The organism is Methyloversatilis sp. (assembly GCF_965284615.1).
Taxonomy (GTDB): domain Bacteria; phylum Pseudomonadota; class Gammaproteobacteria; order Burkholderiales; family Rhodocyclaceae; genus Methyloversatilis.
Genome location: NZ_OZ260098.1, coordinates 1460780 through 1479442 on the forward strand (window position 1 = coordinate 1460780; position 18663 = coordinate 1479442).

The 18663-nt window shown below is 66.9% G+C and carries 17 protein-coding genes; 10 read left to right on the plus strand and 7 right to left on the minus strand.

Translation table 11 applies throughout. From position 1 onward, the window contains the following. Positions 1–3: 3 nt before the first annotated feature. The 4 genes from urtD to urtA form a co-directional block, all read right to left on the minus strand. On the minus strand, positions 4–747 hold the full coding sequence (gene urtD / locus ACQ66H_RS07055; protein WP_019918874.1) for an urea ABC transporter ATP-binding protein UrtD: 744 nt from the start codon (positions 745–747) through the stop codon (positions 4–6). A gap of 29 nt (positions 748–776) precedes the next feature. Then, on the minus strand, positions 777–1970 hold the full coding sequence (gene urtC / locus ACQ66H_RS07060; protein WP_020164092.1) for an urea ABC transporter permease subunit UrtC: 1194 nt from the start codon (positions 1968–1970) through the stop codon (positions 777–779). 40 nt (positions 1971–2010) lie between these two features. After that, positions 2011–2925 carry an urea ABC transporter permease subunit UrtB gene (gene urtB, locus ACQ66H_RS07065; protein WP_019918872.1) on the minus strand — a complete coding sequence of 305 codons (915 nt, stop codon included), beginning with the start codon at positions 2923–2925 and terminating at the stop codon, positions 2011–2013. A gap of 94 nt (positions 2926–3019) precedes the next feature. After that, on the minus strand, positions 3020–4291 hold the full coding sequence (gene urtA / locus ACQ66H_RS07070; RefSeq protein WP_019918871.1) for an urea ABC transporter substrate-binding protein: 1272 nt from the start codon (positions 4289–4291) through the stop codon (positions 3020–3022). A gap of 358 nt (positions 4292–4649) precedes the next feature. Here urtA and ACQ66H_RS07075 point away from each other — a divergent pair, with 358 nt between their 5' ends. Continuing rightward, positions 4650–8075 carry an ATP-binding protein gene (locus tag ACQ66H_RS07075; RefSeq protein WP_430433388.1) on the plus strand — a complete coding sequence of 1142 codons (3426 nt, stop codon included), beginning with the start codon at positions 4650–4652 and terminating at the stop codon, positions 8073–8075. After that, the gene (locus ACQ66H_RS07080) at positions 8065–8967 is read left to right on the plus strand and encodes a response regulator (protein ID WP_430433389.1); all 903 of its coding nucleotides are present in this window, start codon (positions 8065–8067) and stop codon (positions 8965–8967) included. Before ACQ66H_RS07075 ends, ACQ66H_RS07080 begins: the two co-directional genes overlap by 11 nt. Before the next feature lie 7 nt (positions 8968–8974). Here ACQ66H_RS07080 and ACQ66H_RS07085 read toward each other — a convergent pair whose 3' ends face one another. Next, positions 8975–10132, minus strand: a complete 1158-nt coding sequence (locus tag ACQ66H_RS07085) for a hypothetical protein (RefSeq protein WP_430433390.1) — start codon at positions 10130–10132, stop codon at positions 8975–8977. 344 nt (positions 10133–10476) lie between these two features. On the opposite strand from ACQ66H_RS07085, the gene ACQ66H_RS07090 reads away from it, so the two are divergent. Next, entirely contained in the window at positions 10477–11040 is a 564-nt protein-coding gene (locus tag ACQ66H_RS07090) for a chlorite dismutase (protein WP_430433391.1), read from the plus strand. A gap of 25 nt (positions 11041–11065) precedes the next feature. Here ACQ66H_RS07090 and ACQ66H_RS07095 read toward each other — a convergent pair whose 3' ends face one another. After that, positions 11066–12241 (minus strand): DUF3047 domain-containing protein, encoded by a 1176-nt coding sequence (locus ACQ66H_RS07095; protein ID WP_430433392.1) that lies wholly within the window; start codon positions 12239–12241, stop codon positions 11066–11068. 225 nt (positions 12242–12466) lie between these two features. On the opposite strand from ACQ66H_RS07095, the gene ACQ66H_RS07100 reads away from it, so the two are divergent. The 7 genes from ACQ66H_RS07100 to trmB are packed head-to-tail and all read left to right on the plus strand — an operon-like array spanning position 12467 to position 18144. Then, positions 12467–13498, plus strand: coding sequence for a polysialyltransferase family glycosyltransferase (locus ACQ66H_RS07100; RefSeq protein WP_430433393.1), 1032 nt, complete (start codon positions 12467–12469; stop codon positions 13496–13498). Next, positions 13495–14718, plus strand: a complete 1224-nt coding sequence (locus tag ACQ66H_RS07105) for an O-antigen ligase family protein (protein WP_430433394.1) — start codon at positions 13495–13497, stop codon at positions 14716–14718. Before ACQ66H_RS07100 ends, ACQ66H_RS07105 begins: the two co-directional genes overlap by 4 nt. Beyond that, complete coding sequence (locus ACQ66H_RS07110; protein WP_430433395.1) at positions 14715–15749, plus strand: glycosyltransferase family 9 protein; 1035 nt, start codon at positions 14715–14717, stop codon at positions 15747–15749. The genes ACQ66H_RS07105 and ACQ66H_RS07110 overlap by 4 nt, the downstream gene beginning before the upstream one ends. Beyond that, a complete protein-coding gene (locus ACQ66H_RS07115; RefSeq protein WP_430433396.1) occupies positions 15746–16111 on the plus strand; it encodes a glycosyltransferase in 366 nt (121 codons plus the stop codon). The genes ACQ66H_RS07110 and ACQ66H_RS07115 overlap by 4 nt, the downstream gene beginning before the upstream one ends. Next, positions 16021–16830 (plus strand): glycosyltransferase family 4 protein, encoded by an 810-nt coding sequence (locus ACQ66H_RS07120; protein WP_430433397.1) that lies wholly within the window; start codon positions 16021–16023, stop codon positions 16828–16830. The genes ACQ66H_RS07115 and ACQ66H_RS07120 overlap by 91 nt, the downstream gene beginning before the upstream one ends. Before the next feature lie 13 nt (positions 16831–16843). Further along, positions 16844–17488 (plus strand): hypothetical protein, encoded by a 645-nt coding sequence (locus ACQ66H_RS07125; protein WP_430433398.1) that lies wholly within the window; start codon positions 16844–16846, stop codon positions 17486–17488. Further along, the gene (trmB, locus tag ACQ66H_RS07130; RefSeq protein ID WP_430433399.1) at positions 17485–18144 is read left to right on the plus strand and encodes a tRNA (guanine(46)-N(7))-methyltransferase TrmB; all 660 of its coding nucleotides are present in this window, start codon (positions 17485–17487) and stop codon (positions 18142–18144) included. Before ACQ66H_RS07125 ends, trmB begins: the two co-directional genes overlap by 4 nt. 74 nt (positions 18145–18218) lie before the next feature. Here the strand turns inward: trmB and ACQ66H_RS07135 are convergent, their stop codons facing one another. Then, positions 18219–18608: a hypothetical protein gene (locus tag ACQ66H_RS07135; protein ID WP_430433400.1), complete on the minus strand. Its 390-nt coding sequence runs from the start codon at positions 18606–18608 to the stop codon at positions 18219–18221. Positions 18609–18663 lie beyond the last annotated feature (55 nt).

Genomic DNA, 18663 nt, shown 5'->3' on the forward strand with positions numbered 1-18663 from the left:
GACTCAGTGGCCCAGATAAACGTCGATGACCTTGGGATCGTTCTGCACCTTGTCCATCGATCCTTCGGCGAGGATCTTTCCCTGGTGCATGACGGTGACCTTGTGGGCGATGCGCTTGACGAAATCCATGTCGTGCTCGATCACGATCACCGAGCGGCCCTTGCAGATGCGCTGCAGCAGTTCGGCGGTCAGTTCGCGTTCGCGCACGCTCATGCCGGCGATCGGTTCGTCCAGCATCAGCAGCTCGGGCTCCTGCATCAGCAACATGCCGATCTCCAGCCACTGCTTCTGGCCGTGGCTGAGCAGGCCGGCTTCGGTGTCGAGTGCGTCGCCGAGGCCGATCTCGTCGGCCACCGACTGCACGCGCGCCTTCACCTCGTCGGTGCAGCGGAAGCCGAGTGCGCCGAGCACGCTGCGGCCACGCGGGAAGGACACTTCCAGGTTCTTGAACACCGAAAGGTTTTCGTAGATCGACGGCGTCTGGAACTTGCGGCCGATACCGGCGCGCACGATCTTGTGTTCTTGCAGCTTGGTCATCTCCACGTTCTTGAACTTGATGCTGCCGCCGCTGGCCTTGGTCTTGCCGCAGATCAGGTCGAGCAGCGTGGTCTTGCCGGCACCGTTCGGGCCGATGATCACGCGCAGCTCGCCGCGATCGACGTAGAGGGTCAGCGCGTCGATCGCCTTGAAGCCGTCGAAGGACACGGTCAGGTCCTCGATCGCCAGTACGAAGTCGGTATTGCTCATGTCGGTCTCCTGTCAGGTCGGGCGCGGTGTCAGGCCGACTGGCCCTGTACGCCGCCGGGCAGCGCGGCGGGCGGTGCGGACTTATGGGTGGGGGCCGAGGGCGGTGCCGGCGGTTCGCCCGCGGACGCAGCCGGCTTGGCGACCGACTTGCGACGCGAGAACCAGGGCTTCACGTGGCTTTCGTACAGACCGGCCAGGCCGTTGGGGAAGGCGAGCACGACGCCGATGAACAGCGCGGCCATCAGGAACAGCCAGAGGTCGGGCGCGCTCTCGGAGAAGTAGGTCTTTCCGGCATTGACCAGCAGCGCGCCATACACCGCGCCGACCAGCGACATGCGGCCGCCCACTGCAGCGAAGATGACCATCTCGATCGACGGCACGATGCCGACGAAGGACGGCGACATGAAGCCGACCTGCAGCGTGAACATCGCGCCGCCGATGGCCGAGATGCCGGCCGCCAGCACGAACACGAACACCTTGAACATCGCCACGTCATAGCCTGAGAAGCGCACCCGGTCTTCCTTGTCGCGCATCGCCAGCAGCAGGGTGCCGAGCTTGGACATCTGTATCCAGCGGCAGAGCAGGATGACGCCGATCAGCAGCGCGGCATTGACGAAGTACAGGACGTACTTCGACGAGTCGTCGCGGATGTCCCAGCCGAGCAGGGTCTTCAGGTCGGTGATGCCATTGACGCCGCCGGTGTAGCCCTGCTGGCCGATGATGAGCACGGTCAGGATGAGCGCCACCGCCTGCGTGATGATGGCGAAATACACGCCACCGACCCGGCGCTTGAACATGGCGAAGCTGATGATGAAGGCCAGCAGCATCGGCACCAGCACCACCGCGATCAGCGCCAGCGGCAGGTGGTTGAACGGCTCCCACCAGAACGGCAGCTCGGTGATCTGGTTCCAGTCCATGAAGTCCGGAATGCCCGGTGTGCTCTGGATCTTGGTTGACTCCGGATCGGAGGCCTCGAGCTTCAGGAACATCGCCATCATGTAGCCGCCGAGGCCGAAGAACACACCCTGACCGAGACTCAGGATGCCGCCGTAGCCCCACAGCATGACGAGGCCGACGGCGACGAAGGCGTAGGTGAGGTATTTGCCGACGAGGTTGAGACGGAAGATGTCCATCGTCAGCGGGAACACGACCATGATGACGAGCGCGAGGATGAGCACGCTCCCCATGCCGGTTCGTGCGACCCAGTTCTTGAATGCGTCCATGTGAATCTCCTGGAAGGTGCGAAGTCGGTACGGATCGCGTTCAGCGGCGGATCTTCGAGGCGAAGAGGCCCTGCGGACGGATCATCAGGATCGTCACGATGAGCAGCAGCGTGAGTACCTTGGCCATCGAGCCGGTCAGGAAGAACTCTGCGATCGACTGTGTCTGGGCGATGCCGAAGGCCGACGCCACCGTGCCGAGCAGCGAAGCGGCGCCGCCGAAGGTCACCACCAGGAAGGCATCGACGATGTAGAGCGAACCCGAGGTCGGACCGGTCGAACCGATGGTGGTGAAGGCCGCGCCGGCTACACCGGCGATGCCGCAGCCGATGGCGAAGGTGAGACGGTCGGTGCGCTTGGTATTGATGCCGGTGGCGTTGGCCATCGCGCGGTTGGCGACGGTGGCGCGCACACGCAGACCCCAGCGCGACTTGTACAGCGCGAGCAGCACGCCGCCGGTCACCACGGCAGTGAGGCCGAGCACGAACAGGCCGTTGATCGGGATGTCCAGCCCTTCGGACGGCGCCCACGAACCCATCAGCCACTCGGGCAGGGTGGGGCTCACTTCCTTCGGACCGAAGGTCGAGCGGAACACCTGCTGCATGCCGAGCGACAGGCCCCAGGTGGCGAGCAGCGTATCGAGCGGCCGTTTGTACAGATGTCGTATCAGCGCCCACTCGGTCAGCCAGCCGAAGGCGAAGGCGATGAAGAAGGCGGCGACGATGGCGATCGGGAAATAGGCTTGCACCAGCCCGGGCGCATAGGTTTCCGTCAGGCTGGAGAACATGAAGATGGTGTAGGCGCCGATGGTCATGAACTCGCCATGCGCCATGTTGATCACGCCCATCTGGCCGAAGATGATGGCGAGGCCGAGGCCCATCAGCAGCAGGACCGAGAACAGGCTCAGCCCGGCGAAGCCCTGCATCAGGGCGATGTTGTAGATTTCGTCGAATGACATGACGGACCTCCGGACGGTTGGCCGGGCAGAGCCCGGCCGGTGCAGGGAAAGGAGGCGCGCCGCCCGGTCTGCGCCGGGGCGGCACGCCGGGGTCTTACTGGTAGCCCTTGGGGAAGGGGTTGGGTTCGATCAGGTCGGCCGATTCCGCGACCACCTTGAAAGTGCCGTCCGGCTGGCCCTGGGCGATGCGTGCCTTGGACCACAGGTGATGGTTCTCATGGACCTTCACGTAGCCTTCCGGCGCACTCTTCAGTTCGATGCCGGGCGAGGCGGCGACCACCTTGTCGACATCGAAGCTGCCCGCCTTCTCGACCGCGGCCTTCCACAGCCAGGGGCCGAGATAGCCGGCCTGGGTCACGTCGCCGATCACCGACTTCGGACCGTAGGCCTTCTTGAAGGCCTCGACGAAAGCCTTGTTGTTGGCGTTGTCGAGCGACTGGAAGTACTTCATCGAGGAGTAGAAGCCGGCGAAGTTTTCACCGCCCACGCCCAGCATTTCGTCCTCGGTCACCGACAGCGTCAGCAGGAACTGCTTGACGCCGGTGATGCCGGCCGCCTTCAGCTGCTTGTAGAAGGCCACGTTGGAGCCGCCCACCACCGCTGCGAAGATGCAGTCCGGCTTGGCGACCTTGATCTTGTTGATCAGCGAGTTGAAGTTGGTGTGGCCGAGCGGGTAGTACTCCTCGCCGACCACCTTGCCCAGCTTGCCGACCGACTCGATGTGCTTGCGCGCGATCTTCATCGAGGTGCGCGGCCAGATGTAGTCGGAGCCGACCAGGAAGTAGGTCTTGGCCTTCTTTTCCTTCGACGCCCAGTCGAGACCCCAGATGATCTGCTGGGTGGCTTCCTGGCCGGTGTAGATGACGTTCTTCGACTGCTCCAGGCCTTCGTAGAAGGTCGGGTAGTAGAGCAGGCCGTTCTCCTTCTCGAACACCGGCAGCACCGCCTTGCGCGAGGCCGAGGTCCAGCAGCCGAACACGCAGGCCACCTTGTCGTTCACCAGCAGCTTCTTCGACTTCTCGGCAAAGGTCGGCCAGTCGGAGGCGCCGTCTTCCTTGATCACCTTGATCTTGCGGCCGAGGATGCCGCCCATCGCGTTGATCTGGTCGATCGCCAGCTGTTCGGCCTGGATGGAGCCGGTTTCCGAAATCGCCATCGTGCCGGTGGCGGAGTGCAGCTGACCCACGATGACTTCGGTGTCGGTCACCGCGAGCTTGGTCGTATTGACCTTGGCTGTCGGGAACTGCGCATTGCCGAAGCTGACGCCGGGCACCATCAGCGCCGGTGCAGCCGCCATGCCGAGCAGAACCTTGCGACGCTGTTCGTCGGTGAGCGGTGCCGGAATCGTGTCTTTCTTGTCAGCCATATCGTTTCTCCTGAGCGGAAGGGGTTGGGGAGCTTCAGGCGATCCGGTTGCGGCCGTTGAATCGTTTTGTGCACTGCACCGCAATCGCTCGCTGCGGTGCGAAAAGTAGTGTTCGGGGGTGCGTAGTCGGAATACGTCGATTGACGTATGTGCGTACTCGGCGCAACACCCGCGATCGGGGTGGGCCGGTGCTAAGGTGGAATCCTGCGCTGTCGCACTGCACCAGGATGTTGCCGAGGGCACCGTCGGGGTGCGCGGCGTGGAGGGAAGCTGCACTTGGGCTCCGGGCAGCGCGCGGTTTCGCTGCCCGGAGCATTTCTTGCATGGTGTGGCCTCGATCGCGTCAGCGCCTGCCCCGATGTCCGAAGCCACCCACCAGATATTCAAGATCCGCCGCGACTACAACACCTGGGTCGCCAACGAGACGCTCGAGGACTATGCGCTGCGCTACACGCCGCGCAGCTTCCGCAAGTGGTCGGAGTGGCGGGTCGCCAACACGGCCTTCGGCGCGGTGTCCTTCCTCGCGCTGGAGGCGATCGGCGGCGCCATCGCGCTGAACTACGGCTTCACCAATGCGCTGTATGCCATCCTGCTGGTCGGGCTGATCACCTTCCTGACCGGCCTGCCGATCAGCTACTGCGCCGCCAAGTACGGTGTGGATATGGACCTGCTCACGCGCGGCGCAGGCTTCGGCTATCTCGGCTCGACCATCACCTCGCTGGTCTACGCGAGCTTCACCTTCATCTTCTTCGCCATCGAGGCGGCCATCATGGCGCTCGCCTTCGAGATGTATTTCGGCCTGCCGCTGGCGTGGAGCTATCTGCTGTGTTCGGTGGTGGTGATTCCGCTGGTGATCCACGGTGTCACGCTGATCAGCCGCATCCAGCTGTGGACGCAGCCGCTGTGGATCGTGCTGCTGGTGCTGCCCTACCTCGCGGTGTGGTGGCAGGCGCCGCACCTGTACGCGGAATTCACCGGCCTCAGCGGCCGCAGTTCGGGCAGCAGCGAATTCGACTGGATCATGTTCGGCGCCGCCTCGACGGTGGCGATCTCGCTGGTCGTGCAGATCGGCGAACAGGTCGATTACCTGCGCTTCCTGCCGGAGAAGACGCGCGAGAACCGTGTGCGTTGGTGGGCCTCGGTGCTGATCGCCGGCCCCGGCTGGGTGGTGCCGGGCATGGTGAAGATGCTGGGCGGGGCCTTCCTCGCCTTCCTCGCGCTGCAGGCCATGGTGCCGGTGGACCGCGCGGTCGAACCGACGCAGATGTATCTCGCCGGCTTCGCCTACGTGTTCGATTCGCCGGCCGTGGTGCTGGCGGTGACCGCGTTGTTCGTCATCGTGTCGCAGCTGAAGATCAACGTGACCAATGCCTACGCCGGCTCGCTCGCCTGGTCGAATTTCTTTGCCCGCCTCACGCACAGCCACCCTGGCCGCGTCGTGTGGCTGGTGTTCAACGTGGTGATCGCGCTGCTGCTGATGCTGCTTGGCGTGTTCGAGGCGCTGGAGCACGTGCTCGGCCTCTACGCCAATCTCGCCATCGCCTGGGTCGGCGCACTGGTGGCCGACCTGGTCGTGAACAAGCCGCTCGGTCTGTCGCCCTCGCACATCGAGTTCAAGCGTGCCCATCTGTACGAGATCAATCCGGTCGGCCTCGGCTCGATGCTGATCGCCACCGTCGTATCCGTGCTCGCCTACACCGGCTGGATGGGCGACATGGCGCAGGCCTTCTCGCCCTTCATATCGCTGGCCACCGCCTTCGTCACGGCGCCGCTGATCGCGCTCGCCACGCGCGGCCGCTACTACCTCGCGCGGCGCAGTGCCACGCAGTGGCGACCGGGCCAGACCGTGACCTGCCACGTCTGCGAAAACAGCTTCGAATCGGAGGACATGGCGTACTGCCCGGCCTACGGCCAGCCCATCTGTTCGCTGTGCTGCACGCTCGAATCGCGCTGCCACGACCGCTGCAAGACCGACGCGAGCGCGGCCGACCAGCTGCACGCCTTCCTGAACGCCATCCTGCCGGTGCAGCTGGCGCGACGGGTGAACTTCCGCGTCGGCCATTTCCTGGTGGTGTTCCTGTCGCTCACCGTGCTGCTGGCGGTCATCTTCGGCGTCGTGTTCTATCAGGAAGCCATCGTCAGTGGTCTCTACCCGGCGGCGCGCGACAGCCTGCAGCTCACGCTGTCGAAAACCTTCGCGCTGCTGGTGCTGCTGTGCGCGGTATGCGCGTGGTGGATCGTGCTCGGTTCGGAAAGCCGGCGGCTGGCGCAGGACGAATCGAACCGGCAGAACCAGCTGCTGATGCGCGAAATCGACGCCCACCGCAAGACCGACCTCGCGCTGCAGAAGGCGAAAGACGCGGCAGAGTCGGCCAACCTTGCCAAGACGCGCTACGTGACCGGCATCAGCCACGAACTGCGCACGCCGCTGAACAGCATCCTCGGTTACGCGCAGATCCTGCTGCGCGAAACGGGCAACAGCGGCAACAGCGGCAGCGCTGGCAAGGGCGGCGGCGACGACACGCAGAAGCGCGCGCTGGGCACCATCCTGCGCAGCGGCGAACATCTGCTGGGCCTGATCGACGGCCTGCTCGACCTGGCGCGCATCGAGGCCGGCAAGCTCAGGCTGGACCCGGCGCCGATGCCGCTGCGCGAACTGCTGGACGATCTGGCCAAGATGTTCGAGCCGCAGGCGGCGCGCAAGGGCCTGCAATTCCGTATCGAAACGACCGGCCGGCTGCCCGACTATGTGCGCGTTGACGCCAAGCGGCTGCGCCAGGTGCTGATCAACCTGCTGGCAAACGCGGTCAAGTTCACCGAGCGCGGCGAGGTGGTGCTGCGCATCGATTACCGGATGGAGGTGGCGCGCTTCGAGATCGCCGACACCGGCCCCGGCATCGCGGCGGACGACCACGCCCGCATCTTCATGCCCTTCGAGCGCAGCGCCAGCGGCCGCGTCATCGCCGAGCCCGGCACCGGCCTGGGCCTCAGCATCACCCGCATGCTCACTTCGCTGATGGGCGGCGAACTGACGCTGGAGAGCGAGCTCGGCCGCGGCTCGACCTTCCGCCTGCGGCTCTACCTGCCCGAATACCTGTCGGTACCGACGCAGACGCGCTCGATGCGTACCGTGATCGGCTACGAAGGCCCGCGCATGCGCGTGCTGCTGGTCGACGACGACGCCACCCAGCGCCACATGCTGACCGGCATGCTGGCGCCGCTCGGTTTCGACGTTGACGAGGCAGCCAGCGGTCGCGAGGCGCTGGACTGCGTTGCCCGCCTGCGCCCGGACGTGGTGCTGCTGGACATCAATATGGACGGCATGGATGGCTGGGAAACCGCGCGCCGGCTGCGCGAGTTCGACGGCGCGCCGATTCCGGTGCTGATGGTGTCTGCCAATGTGTTCGAGAACCGCAGCGAGCTGCTGCGCACCGCCGGCTGCGCCGGCTTCGTGCCCAAGCCGGTGATGGAATCCGAACTGCTGGACCAGTTGCGCGAGGCGCTGGACCTCACCTGGCATGTCAACGAACCGGCAGACGCCGCACCGCCGAAGGCGGAGCCGGCCGCCGACGCGCCGCTGGCCGCGCTCGACGACGAAGAGCGCGCGGCGCTGCTTCGCCTGTCGCGGCTGGGTCACGTCAATGGCATCGCCACGCTGCTGGACGCGATTTCCGAACGGTCCGAGGCCGCACGCGAAGACTGCCGTCGCCTGCGCGCGCTGGTCAACGGCTTTGACCTCATACGCTTCACACAACTATTACAACGCGACGCCCATGCACTCTGAATTCCATCAACCGGTCGTGCTCGTCGTCAACGACGCGCCCGATTCGCTCGGCTTCCTGTGCGACGCGCTGTCGCAGGCCGGCTACACCGTGCTGATCGCACACGACGGCGCGTCGGCGCTGGCCCGTCTCGAATGGGTGGTGCCCGACGCCATCCTGCTCGACGCGGTGATGCCCGGCCTGTCCGGCTTCGAAACCTGCCGCCGCATCCGCGAGGAGCCGGGTCTCACCCACGTGCCCATCATCTTCATGACCGGGCTGTCGGGCACCGCCGAAGTGGTCGAAGGCTTCACTGCGGGCGGCACCGATTACGTGGTCAAACCCTTGCGTGTCGAGGAGGTGCTGGCGCGGCTGACCGCCCACGTGCGCAACGCGCGCGCGGTGCGCATCGCCCGCCAGGCGGTGGACGTGGCCGGCCTCGGCGTGCTGGTGGTCGATGCGCTCGGCCGCGTCGCCTGGCGCTCGCCGCGTGCCGGCGAGTGCCTGGGCCAGTTCGGCATCGACCCGGGGGCGACCTCGACCGCCGACTGGCTGGGCGATCCGGCCGGGCTCACCGCGGACCCGGCCGCCGACGCGCGACTGCTGCGCGAGCAGGGCGACCAGGCGCTGTATGCACGCAGCCTGGGCGCCGTCGGGCTGGGCGAACACATGCTGCTGCTCGACGTCAGGAAGCGCGGCGAATCGAGCACCCGCATCGCCGGCGCCCAGCTGACGCCGCGCGAGGCCGAAGTGCTGTCCTGGCTGGCCAAGGGCAAGACCAACCGCGACATCGGCGACATCCTCGGCATGAGCCCGCGCACCGTTAACAAGCACCTGGAGCACATCTACGAGAAGCTGGGCGTCGAAACCCGCGCCGCTGCCGCCGCGCTGGCGATGCGCGCGTCCAGCGACTGAACCTGCCCTAGTACAGCAGCTGCAGGCCGAACACGACGCGGTCGAGCGAGGCCGCGCCCTCGCTCTTCGCGCTCGAATACACCGCAGTGAGGCGTGCCTTGTGTCCGGAGATGACGTAGTGGGTGCCGACGTCCCACTGTTCGGCGCGTGCGCCGGCGTCCGGATCGAGGCGCTGGAAGCGTACATAGGGCTGGAAGCGGCCGGGACCCAGCGCGTGCGGAATCAGGTAGCCGACGGTGAGCAGTGCGGCGTCCGCCTGCAAGGCGCCGCCGCAGTTGCTCATCCGCGAGCACAGCGGGTCGGCGGGCGCCACGTCGGCCACGCCGTCGGTGTCGTAGTCATACCAGGCGGCTTCGACCGTCAGCACGCCGCCGGAGCGCAGGCGGGTTTCATACAGTGCGTCGAGGTTCCACGCCCGATAGTCGCCGCGGGCGCCGGCCACACCGACGCCGTCCTTCTGGCTCATCAGCGCGGCCCCCAGCGTGAACACCTCCTTGTCGCCGTAATACGTGCTGGTGCCGTAGTAGCCGGGTTCCGGGTCGAGGAAGCTCCAGGCGAAGCGGGCTGCGAACAGCGGCTCACTGGAGGCATTCGACAGACCGCTGCCGCGGTTCTTGCCCTCGAACACGCCGACGCTGTAGAGCAGCCGGTCGGCGTACAGATTGCCCCACAGCAGCACGCCGTCGTCGCGGCCGGTGAAGGCATTCGGATAGAGCGACACGAAGGGGTAGCCCCACACGTTGGCGAACTGGTTGCCCGCCATATTCGAGCGGTCGGTTGGCGGCACCAGCCGGCCGGCCCACAGGTTCAGCCCCTCTGCCAGTTCGAACTGCAGGATGGCGTCGAGCAGCTGCATGTCCTTCGCCGGCGGGCGTTCGAAGGTGAGCGTGGCGCCGACGCGCCGGCTGAATTTCGCCGACGACAGCAGGCGGACCGAATCCATCGTGAAGCCGCTGTCGTGCGCACTGCCGCCGGCCGGGCGCGCCTCTTCGGCATTGACATAGGAAGCGCGCAGCCACAGGCCGAGCGTCAGCGAACTGTCGCCCGGGCCTTGCAAGGTCATCTGGGCGTCGGCTGCTCCGGCGCAGAGCAGGGCTGCGCTGGCGAGCAGCGCGTGGCGAAAGGGCGGCGTCCATCGCAGACGCGTGAAGCGGCGGAAGGTCATGGTGGCGGTCCTGAACGGGTGCGCAGGGCAGGCAGTAGCCGGGCGCGCGGGTGGCGTCGGAAGTCCGGTATCCGGAGTGCGGCGTCCGGAATCCGGTCGTGTCGTCTGGCTGCGATTGCACGGTGGGGCGTCGCGGCAGCGCCTACGGGGCAAGGATGTTTGCCGCGTCGGCAAGCCGTTTCCGCACCGATGTGGTGCATTCGGGCGGCGAATTTCTCCGCCATCGCGCATGCGGCGACCCGCTGCACGGTGCAAGGCCAGTGCCAGGCGGGCATGGCTGATGCATGCAGAATCGGGCGACGGTCGCCTCTCAGCCTGATCGTCCACCCAGACCGGAGTCAGCCATGACAGAACGCCTATGGACTTTCGCCGCCGGTGCCGACGGCCCCTGGCGCATTACCGAAGTACGCGCCGTCATCGGCGAAGCGCTGGCCGAGGCGCCACGCCTCGACCGCATCGCCGGCGATGCAGCGCGCAGCGGCCTGTGGTCGCTGCGCGGCATCACCAGCAACGAGCGCTACGTCACCCGCGACGAGAAAAAGACGCTGACTGCCGCCTCGCCGCCGCTCGGTCGCAGCAGCGCAGCCTGTGCGGTGTTGATCCCGATCCGCAAGTCGGCGGCCTGGTGGGCGCTGGCGCAGGACGAGCGGCGCGCCATCATGGAAGAGCAATCGCACCACATCGCGCATGGTCTGCGCGTGTTGCCGGCGGTGGCGCGCCGGCTGCATCACTGCCGCGACCTGTCGCCGGACGAGCCTTTCGATTTCCTGACCTGGTTCGAATTCGCGCCGGAACACGAAGCAGAGTTCGACGCACTGCTGGACGTGCTGCGGGCGTCGCCCGAGTGGGCCTATGTCGAGCGCGAGTTCGAGGTGCGGGCGCGGGTGGATATGGGGCCGGAGAACTGAGTCCGCCGGCCCGTTGCACGCGGTACTACCAGACGGCGAGGTCGCTGCCGTTGGCGCCGATGCGGATGTCGCCGAACTGGGCGCGCCCTTCGCCACGTCCGAACACGCTGTTGGCGATCAGCCACACACGCACGATGCGTTGCGGCGGCGGCCCGCCGACCGCCTTCGCGTAGTCCTGCAGCACATTGCGCGACTCGTTCAGCCAGCGCCCGAGATCGGCATTGCCCGAGCGCGCCACAACATGGGTTTCGCGGTCCTTCCAGCCGGGCAGCGGGCAGCGGAAGGTTTCGCCGACTGGCAGCGCGCTGCTCCACAGATAGGTCAGGTCCTGCCCGTTGTCGAACTCGACCGCGATGCTGATGTAGTCGTGCGTGATCACGCTGTTCTCGGCCTGCTTGCCCGGCAGCTGGTCCACCCGCCACGACCACTTGAGTTCGGTGTCCGGTGTCAGCGCGACCTCGGCCGGTTTTTGCAGGATGGCGACGTCGTTGCGCGTGTGCGTGTGCATGCGGCGCCTCGGGCCACCGTCGTCGTCAGCGTGGACCTCGCGGAAGATTTCCGCCGGGCCCAGTTCCCACAGGTACTGCCAGCCCTCGGGCGCGACAGGTGGCGACTGCAGACGGGCCAGGGCCGGCGCCGCCCAGTCGGGCGCAGCCGGCTGCAGGGCCAGTGCCGCGAGGTTGGCCGCGACGTCGGCGTCCGGTGCCCAGCGGATCAGCGCCACGCTGATGCCGCCGCCGGCGTCGGGGCTGGCGGGCGGCGCCTCACCCTGGTGGCGGCCCTTCGCGTCGAGCCAGCGGGTGGGCAGGTTCTTCAACTGTACGGTGCCGCTCTCCGCGGCGGTGAAGGTATCGGTGGTGTCGAGGCCGCGCGAGATCGCTCCGTTCTCGCCGATGCGGCGCCACAGCTGGAGGGGCGCTTCGAGTGAAATGTCGTAGTGACGCGACAGCCAAACGCGCCCCTGCAGCAGCACGGTCACCCGGTCGCCGGCCTTCACCGGAAAGCCGCTGTCCAGCCACGGGCTGTGTTCCGCGCCAAGGTAGAGCACCTTCATGCCGGTGACTGCGCGGTCGGTCAGCGGCGCAACGGCCGTCTTCACCGACGCCTCGAAGCGCTCATGGGCGGACTGCGCCCACGCACTGCCGGAGGCCGCTACCGCCAGGCTCAGTACAAGGCTGCGCCACAGATGTTTCATCGTCATTCCGTCTCCTTCTTCATTTGCTGTGCAATGCCGCACGCATGCAGGGTGGCAGCAATTGCGCGCCGAAGGCAGGGCTGGACAGGGGGCGGGGCGCCGTTCCCGGCGATGCGGATGGAAGATGCCTGCTCCGGGGCCAGCGCAGGCGTGGGGTGGTGCGGACACCACGTCCACCTGCTCAAACAAGTAACATCACGCCTTCGCAAATTTCCCACACCGCCTTCCGGCATGTCCGTTTCCGGCTCCGTCGCCCTCTATTTCGTCGCTTCGCCGCTGCAGTACCTCGCCGCCCGGCGCATTGCGCAGGCGTTCGAGCCCGGCGCACGGCAGGTGCTGGTCTGGTACAAACCGGGCATGAAGTCGGCCGTCGATCCGGCCGAGTGGGACGCGTGTACCTATATGCCGTGGCCGCGCTGGGAGCCGCTGCCCGGCGCTTTTGGCCGGCATCGGAGATTGCGCGCCAACGTCGGTTTGGTGAGCGGGCTGGTCGGACAGTGCGAGCGCCTGATCGTCCACAGCGCGGTGTTCGATACCGAGGCGATCAACTACTTCCTGCATGCCTTGCCGCGCGCCGTCGGCGCGCGCGAAATGCACGCGCGCATCCTGCCCGACGGCCTGATCTCGATCCGCCGCTATCCGCTGAGTTTCACGAAAAGACTGGCGCAGCGCGTGCGGCTGCTGCGCAGCCTGTTCGCGCCGGAATTGCGTTACACCTGTTTTTCCGGCGACCGCATCGGCTCGGATGCGCCGTTCTGCGACCGCATCTACGTGCTGCCGGGGCTGCCGCACGAGTATCCGGCCGACAAGGTGGTGGTGTTGCCGCTGCTGGTCGATGCGCCGACGCCGGCTGCGGATGACACGGTGCGGCGCGCGCTGGTGGTGGGGCAGCCACTGACCGGTTTCGGGCTGATGAGCGCCGCCGACGTGGCGGCGACTACGGTGCGCATACGCGACTGGTTGGCGGCGCAGGGCATCACCGATATCGATTACAAGGCGCACCCGAAGGACGCCGCGCACGAGCTGCGTCATCCCGACTACCGGCTGATCGAGCCGGACTGCGCGCTGGAGGTTCATATGGCGCGCACCCCCTACACCGCCGTCGTTGGCGTACGCTCGACCGCGCTGCTGATCGCGCGGCAGATCTACGCACCCGGAGTGCGCGTGCGCGCTTTCGGCTGGCGGGCGGTGAACTTCAAGACACCGGATGAACGGAAGGACATGAGGACGACCTTCGAGCAGTGCGGTGTGGAGATCGAATGACTTTCGCCGATTTCCGCACGCGCATACCCGCGATCAATTCATGGCTGCTGGCGGGCGTGTTCTTCTCGGTACCGCTCACGGTAGCACCTGCCTACTGGTTCAGCGCGCTCATCCTCATCCTGTGGCTGATCGAGGGCCGTTACGGCGCGAAGCTGCGGGCTTTGGCGACCGAGCCACTTGTATGGATATTCGCGGCCTACTACGGAGTGTTCCTACTGTCCTTGCTGTGGACGGCGGATCTCGAGTGGGGGCGGCGCATGAGCGGACGTCAGGGCTTCTTTCTGTTGTTTGCGCTCTATTTCAGCGTAGCGAAGCGCGAGCATTTCGGCCGCTATGTGTGGGCCTTCTTGCTGTCGATCGCGATGTGCGAGCTGCTCGCTTTCTATAACTGGGCGCAGCTGCACGTGTGGCCGGATCTGCCCGAGGGCATCCGGGTGGACAAGGGGGCAGACGATACGGCGCCTTTCGTCGATCGCATGATGTACACGCCGGCGCTGGCGCTGGCCGGTTACTTGGCAGGGCATCGCCTGCTCTTTGATGCGCGCGGTGTCCGCCAGCACCTGCTGTATGCGGGGCTGCTGCTGGCCACCACGCTCAATCTGCTGATCGCCGGCGGACGGGCCGGGCTGCTTGGCTTCCTCGTGCTGCTGGCCCTGCTGACCTTCCAGCGCTTTACGCGCCGGCCGCTGCTGGCCGGTGCGCTGGCGATGCTGATGGCGGGCGGCGTGGTGGTGAGTGGCTATCTTGGCAATGACTATTTCCGCTCGCGCGTGGACGCCGGTGTCGATGAGGTATTGAACTACGAGCAACGTGTTAACACATCGATGGGCCTGCGCATCGTGTATGCGCTCAATTCGGCGCGCATGATCGCGGAATCGCCTTGGTTGGGCGTGGGCATCGGCGACTTCGAGGCGGAGTACACGCGTATCAACGCAGAGCACACGCCGGATTGGACGCCGATCTACAACCCACACAACCAGTATCTCTACGCGCAGGCGAATGCCGGTGTGCTGGCCAGCCTTCTGCTGATCGCCGTACTGTTCTCTCCGCTGCTGCGCCGTGGGCCGGCCGACGGCAGACAGCGCATCCGCCTTGCCCTTCCGGTGCTGTTCATCCCGATCTGCCTGTTCGAGTCCTACCTGATGCGTTCCAACCTGAGCCTCATGTACGTGCTCTTTCTTGCCGCGCTCTGGTGCGGTGTCCGGGAGAACGAGGCTTGAAGCGCATCCTCATCGTCCGCACCTCGGCCATCGGCGACGTGGTGTTCGCGTCGCCGCTGGCGGCAGCGATCAGGCGGACGCATCCGGACGCCTTCATCGCCTGGCTGGTCGAGCCCGGCATCGACGCATTGATCGCGCACGACCCGAATGTCGATGCCCGCATCCTGTGGCCGAAGGCTGAGTGGACGCGACTGTGGCGCGAACGCCGCTACGGTGAGCTGTGGCGGCGGGTGAGGGCACTGCGTGCCGAACTGCGCAGCCACCGCTTCGACACCGTGCTCGATCTGCAGGGCCTGCTGAAGAGCGGCTTTCTCGCCTGGCTGGCGGGCGCGCGCACACGCATCGGCCTCGGTTCGCGCGAGGGCAGCCAGTGGTTGATGACGCGCGTGGTGCCGCGCGGCGGCGATATCGCGCGCATCTCATCCGAATACCTGCATCTGGCAGAACAGCTCGGTCTGGATACGGGCGATTTCCTGCCGACACTGCACGTATCCGCGGACGCGGACGTCCGCGCGCAGGCGCTGCTGGCGGAGCATGGGCTGACGCCAGGCCGCTATGCCGTGTTCGCCGCGTTCACGACGCGGCCGCAGAAGCACTGGTTCGAGGATGCGTGGCAGACGCTGGCGCCCAAGCTCGCCGCGCAGACGGGACTGATCCCGGTGCTGCTGGGTGGACCGGCCGACGCCGAGGCGGCGGCCCGCATCGCCGCCGGCGCGCCGGGGCTGATCAATCTGGTCGGCCGCACGAAGCTGCCGGAAGCGGCGGCACTGGTTCGCGGCGCCGGTCTGCTGGTCGGCGTCGATACCGGGCTCACGCACATGGGCATTGCCTTCGCGACGCCGACGGTGGCGATCTTCGGCTCGACCTGCCCGTATACGCATACCGGTCGTGCCAATGCGCGCGTGATCTGGCTGGGCCTGCAGTGTTCGCCGTGCAAGCGCCGGCCGACCTGCGGCGGCGCGTATACCTGCCTGCGCGACATCACGCCGGAACGGGTGCTGGACGAGGCGGCGAAGGTGATCGCGGCATGAAGGTGCTGCACGTCGAAGCCGGCAAGCATTACTACGGCGGTGCGCGCCAGGTCGCCTACATCGTCGAGGGATTGGCGCGACGCGGCGTGGCCAATGTGCTGGCTTGCCCGCCGGGCGCCGGCATCGCTGCTGCCTGCGCCGGCCATGCCCGGGTGGTCGAGATGAAGATGGGCGGCGACGCCGACGCCGGCATGGCGCTGCGTCTGGCGCGTCTGATCCGCGCCGAGCGGCCCGACATCGTGCATCTGCACAGCCGCCGCGGCGCCGACCTGTGGGGCGGCATTGCCGCGAAGCTGACCGGCACCCGCTGCGTGCTGTCGCGCCGCGTCACAACCCGGAGCCGCGCTGGCTGGTCGCGCTGAAGTACCGCCTGTACGACCACGTGATCACCATTTCCGACGGCATACGCGCGGTGCTGCTGTCCGAGGGGCTGGCTCCGCAGCGGGTGAGCTGCGTGCGCAGTGCGGTCGATGCCGCCCCCTACCTCGAACCGGTGGATGGCGTCGCCTTCCGCCGCGAGTTCGGCCTGCCGGACAATGCGCGCGTGATCGGTGTGGTGGCCCAGCTGATCGCCCGCAAGGGCCATCGCTACATGATCGAGGCAATGGCCGTGCTGCGTGCGAGCCATCCGGATGTCCGGGTGATTTTCTTCGGGCAGGGGCCGCTGCGCGAGGAACTGGAAGCCGAGGTGGCGGAGCGGGGGTTGGCGGAGGTGATCCGCTTTGCCGGTTTCCGTACCGACCTGCCACGCTGGCTGGGCGGGCTGGACATCCTGGCTCATCCGGCCGACATGGAAGGGCTGGGCGTATCGCTGCTGCAGGCTTCGGCCGCCGCGGTGCCCATCGTCACCTCGCGTGCCGGCGGACTGCCGGAGGCGGTAGCTGACGGCGTCAGCGGGCTGCTGATTCCGCCCGGCGATAGTGCGGCCCTGACCGCGGCGCTGGTCCGCCTGCTCGACGATGCCGGGCTGCGCCGCCGTTTGGGCGAGGCGGGGCGGGCACGCATACTGGCGGAGTTTTCGGTGGATGCGATGGTCGAGGGCAATCTCGCCGTCTATCGCCGGCTGATATCACGCAACTGAATACGGATACGACATGACGACCACTGACCGCCGCATCGTGTGGCTGCTGATTGCCTACTCGCTGCTGCTTGCTTTGCTGCCGATTGCGCTGAACGAGCAGGCTTTCCACTGGACCTTCTCCGAAGTGGGGCCATTCGAGCAGTTGTCGATCGCCGGCTGGCTGGGTACGGCGGTCATCGTGCTGTTGCGCATCCGCCCGCTGGGCGCGCGCGCCTGGGCCTTCGCCTTGCTGTGCCTGGCGTTTGCCGCGCGCGAGGCCGACTGGCACAAGCTGTTCACCGGTGAGAGCTTTCTGAAGAACAGCTTCTACCGTGACGCGGCGCGTCCCTTCGAGGAAAAGCTGGTCTGCGGTGCGATCGCCATCTTTCTGGTGGCGCTGGTGCTCTACGCCGGGCTGGTGATCGCGCGCTTCCTGTTCCTGCAGGGCGGCTGGCGTTCGCGGTCCGGCGCCTGGCTGATGGCGGGCACCGCGCTGGTGGTGGTTGGCAAGCTGATCGATCGCCTGCCGGCCGTGCTGTCGGTCGATTACGGCATCGAACTGGGCCCACTGACCAAGCTCTATTCGGCCGCTTTCGAGGAAGGCCTGGAAATGGCGCATCCGATGATACTGGCGTGGTCGGTGTGGATCAGCCAGACCGGGCGGCGCTACCTGTCGTGACCGAGCTGCCCGGCCGTTCGCGCGTGCCGGTGAGCACGCAGACCGGGCCGCACGAACAGCTGGCGGTGCTGATCGAACGCCGCCGCGGGCAGGATTACCGCAAGCCGGTCGCCCCCTACAGTGCGGAGGCGTTCAAGCGCTTCGCGGAGGCTTGTCGCCCCGGCGCGCCGCTCATCGTCAACAGCTGCTGTGGCGTCGGCGAGAGCACGCTGCATCTGGCCGAGCGCTTTCCCGATCATTTCGTGCTCGGCGTTGACCAGTCGGCCGACCGCCTGTCGCGTGCACCGGCACTGCCGGTCAACGCGCTGCTGCTGCGTGCGGACATGGCCGACATCTGGCGCCTGCTGCTGGATGGCGGCTATCGCCCAGCCCGCCAGTACATGCTCTACCCGAACCCGTGGCCCAAGATCGGCCAGCTCGCGCGCCGCTGGCCGGCGCATCCGGTGTTTCCGCGGGTGCTGGCGCTGGGCGGTATCATCGAGTGCCGCAGCAACTGGCGCATTTACGTCGAGGAATTCGCGCTGGCGGTCGGGCTGCTGGTCAGCCGGAACGCGACCGTCGAGGCATTCGTGCCCGAAGTGCCGATGACGCCGTTCGAACGCAAGTATCTGGCGAGCGGACACGCGCTTTTCCGCTGCGTCCTCGCTCCGGAATAGGCACGGGGCGACGCATCCGAAAACGCGCCGCCCCGTGTGCAGCACCGGGTCACGCCCGGCGCCGGAGCGCTGCATCAGTGAAGCTGCGGTACGTACTTCGGGTCCGCCGGCGCAGCCGGGGCGACCGGCGTCGGGCGCTGCGAGATTTCGGCGGCAGCCTGTGCGGCGTCGCCGCCCCGCGCACGCTGCGCCTCGGCGGCGCGCATCCAGCCCGTGTCGTGCGGATATTCATCGCTGCGATACTTCGGGTCGGCCGGCGCGGCTGGCGCCACCGGCGACGGGCGGGCCGTCACCTCGTTCCGCACCTGAACTGCCTGGGCGCGCCGTTCAGCGGCCGGTTCGCCGGCGCCGCGCACCTCGGACACGGTGTTGGACATGGGTTCGGTGGGAAAGGCGCCTTCCGCCATCGCGCCGGCGGACGTGATCACGAAGGCGGCACCAACGATAGTCTTGAGGACGGTCATTGCAGTCTCCTTGGATAGCGTGGATAGCGGATGCCGGGATCGGCATCCATGGACT